Consider the following 3,371-nt stretch of genomic DNA (forward strand, 5'->3'; position numbering starts at 1 on the left):
TGGTTGCGGGGACAGGATTTGAACCTGTGACCTTCAGGTTATGAGCCTGACGAGCTACCGGGCTGCTCCACCCCGCGACGGTTCCTGTTGAGGAACGTTGGGTAGAAGGCATTGTGAATGGGTTTTTGATATGTTGCGTGCTTGCATGTTGCACGGGCTTCAATGCCTGGCGACGACCTACTCTTCCATCGCTTGAGCGATAGTACCATTGGCGCAGTCGGGTTTCACGGCCGAGTTCGGAATGGGATCGGGTGGGACACCGACGCTATAGCCACCAGGCAATGGAGCCGGTGCGACATGCGTTTGCGTTCATATCTGGGTCCCTCGGGCTTCGCATTGCTGCGAAGCCTGAGGGTTTAAAATCGATACCGTGCAAGGTTTGTAGTGGTATTCGACCAATCCCTCGACGGCGAGGGGATTGGCAATCTGGCGTCGTCTTAATCATCCGCACGCATCGTTTGTCGCTACTGGTTTCCCAGTGTTGTCATTGATGGTGTGAGACTCTCAAGCGCGAATAGAGCAATTAGTATCGGTTAGCTCCATGCGTTACCGCACTTCTACATCCGATCTATCAACGTCGTGGTCTCCGACGGCTCTATGAAATCTTATCTCGAGGGAGGCTTCCCGCTTAGATGCTTTCAGCGGTTATCCCGTCCATACATAGCTACCCAGCTGCGCTCCTGGCGGAACGACTGGTACACCAGAGGTATGTTCAACCCGGTCCTCTCGTACTAGGGTCAACTCCTCTCAAATTTCGACGCCCACGGCAGATAGGGACCAAACTGTCTCGCGACGTTCTGAACCCAGCTCACGTACCACTTTAATTGGCGAACAGCCAAACCCTTGGGACCTGCTCCAGCCCCAGGATGTGATGAGCCGACATCGAGGTGCCAAACAACCCCGTCGATATGAGCTCTTGGGGGTTATCAGCCTGTTATCCCCGGCGTACCTTTTATCCGTTGAGCGATGGCCCTTCCACGAGGGACCACCGGATCACTATGACCGACTTTCGTCTCTGCTCGACTTGTCAGTCTCGCAGTCAGGCGGGCTTATGCCATTGCACTCTAACAGACGGTTTCCGACCGTCCTGAGCCCACCATTGCGCGCCTCCGTTACTCTTTAGGAGGCGACCGCCCCAGTCAAACTACCCGCCACAGAGGGTCCCTGTTCCGGCTTACGGAACGAGGTTAGACATCAGAAACAAACAGGGTGGTATTTCACCTATGGCTCCACATCAGCTGGCGCCGATGCTTCAAAGCCTCCCACCTATGCTACACAGTTTCTTCCTAATGCCACTCTGAAGCTGCAGTAAAGGTGCACGGGGTCTTTCCGTCTAACCGCGGGTACTCCGCATCTTCACGGAGAATTCAATTTCGCTGAGCATGTCCTGGAGACAGTGGGGAAGTCGTTACGCCATTCGTGCAGGTCGGAACTTACCCGACAAGGAATTTCGCTACCTTAGGACCGTTATAGTTACGGCCGCCGTTTACCTGGGCTTCATTTCAGAGCTTGCACCCCTCCACTTAACCTTCAGGCACCGGGCAGGCGTCAGGCCCTATACGTCGTCTTGAAGCCGACTTAGCAGAGCCCTGTGTTTTTGCTAAACAGTCGCTACCCCCTGGCCTGTGCCCCCTCAAAGTGCTTGCGCATAGTGAGGGCCTCCTTCTTCCGAAGGTACGGAGGCAATTTGCCGAGTTCCTTCAGGACACTTCTCTCAAGCGCCTTGGTATACTCTACCTGACCACCTGTGTCGGTTTCGGGTACGGTCTATACGGTGGGGCTATTTCCTGGAACCATTTCGAAGCCATCCCAATCCGATAAGGGATGACAACACACATGATCCGTCACACACCACCAGGCCCACGAATATTAACGTGGTTCCCATCGACTACCCCCTTCGGGCTCGTCTTAGGGGCCGGCTCACCCTGCGCGGATTAGCCTTGCGCAGGAACCCTTGGTCTTTCGGCGAGAGGGCATCTCACCCTCTTTATCGCTACTCATGTCTGCATTCGCACTTCCGATACCTCCACGACCCATTACCAGATCGCTTCACAGGCTTACGGAACGCTCCGCTACCGCGTACCACATAAGTGGCACACCCTAAGCTTCGGCACGTATCTTGAGCCCCGTTACATCTTCGCCGCAGGACCTCTTGTTTAGACCAGTGAGCTGTTACGCTTTCTTTAAAGGATGGCTGCTTCTAAGCCAACCTCCTGGTTGTTTTGGAAGTCCCACATGCTTTCCCACTTAGATACGATTTGGGGGCCTTAGCTGTAGGTCAGGGCTGTTTCCCTTTTGACGACGGACCTTAGCACCCGCCGTCTGTCTCCCGCATATCACTCTTAGGTATTCGGAGTTTGGTTAGGTTTGGTAGATCTCGCGACCCCCTAGCCCATCCAGTGCTCTACCCCCTAAGGTGTTCGTGCGAGGCACTACCTCAATAGTTTTCGCGGAGAACCAGCTATTTCCCGGCTTGATTGGCCTTTCACCCCTAAACACAACTCATCCGGTAACTTTTCAACGTTAATCGGTTCGGACCTCCAGTGCATGTTACTGCACCTTCATCCTGGTCATGCCTAGATCGCCGGGTTTCGGGTCTAATACATCAAACTCTGGCGCCCTATTCAGACTCGCTTTCGCTGCGCCTACACCTATCGGCTTAAGCTTGCTTGATACATTAAGTCACAGACCCATTATGCAAGAGGTACGCTGTCAGGCCATAAAAGCCCTCCAACTGCTTGTAGGCAATCCGTTTCAGGTACTGTTTCACTCCCCTCATCGGGGTGCTTTTCACCTTTCCCTCACGGTACTAGTTCGCTATCGGTCACATACGAGTATTTAGGCTTGGAGGGTGGTCCCCCCATGTTCAGACAGAATTTCACGTGTTCCGCCCTACTCGAGTCCTGAATTCTCACTTTCGTATACGGGGCTGTCACCCGCTATGGCGCCACTTTCCAGAGACTTCTACTAGTTGAAATTCAGGCACTGGCCTGGTCCGCGTTCGCTCGCCACTACTAACGGAATCTCGGTTGATGTCTTTTCCTCCAGCTACTGAGATGTTTCAGTTCGCCGGGTTCGCTTCACGAAGCCTATGTATTCAGCTAAGTGATACCTAACCTAATTAACTCTACCCCAGCATTGCTGCTCAAGTAGAATTAATCGGGATAGGTGGGTTTCCCCATTCGGAAATCGTCGGGTCAAAGCTTGCTCACAGCTCACCGACGCTTATCGCAGCGTGCCACGTCCTTCATCGCCTGTATGTGCCAAGGCATCCACGAATTGCCCTTACCTCACGCTTGAGAGTCCACACCACCAACGACATCACTGGGTGTCCTTTCGGATCACCAACTCGGCAGAGCAGTGCGCGTTAG

At 53.8% G+C, this 3,371-nt stretch carries 1 tRNA gene and 2 rRNA genes; all 3 read right to left on the reverse strand.

What is annotated here, in order from left to right:
* Positions 1-77, reverse strand: a tRNA-Met gene (locus C8J42_RS19815).
* A gap of 87 nt (positions 78-164) precedes the next feature.
* Positions 165-279 (reverse strand): 5S ribosomal RNA (gene rrf, locus C8J42_RS19820).
* Positions 280-503: 224 nt separating this feature from the next.
* A 23S ribosomal RNA gene (locus tag C8J42_RS19825) occupies positions 504-3,299 on the reverse strand.
* Positions 3,300-3,371: the final 72 nt, after the last annotated feature.

Origin of the sequence: Sphingomonas sp. PP-CE-1A-559 (assembly GCF_004340965.1) — a bacterium.
In the GTDB taxonomy this organism is placed as follows: Bacteria; Pseudomonadota; Alphaproteobacteria; order Sphingomonadales; family Sphingomonadaceae; genus Sphingomonas.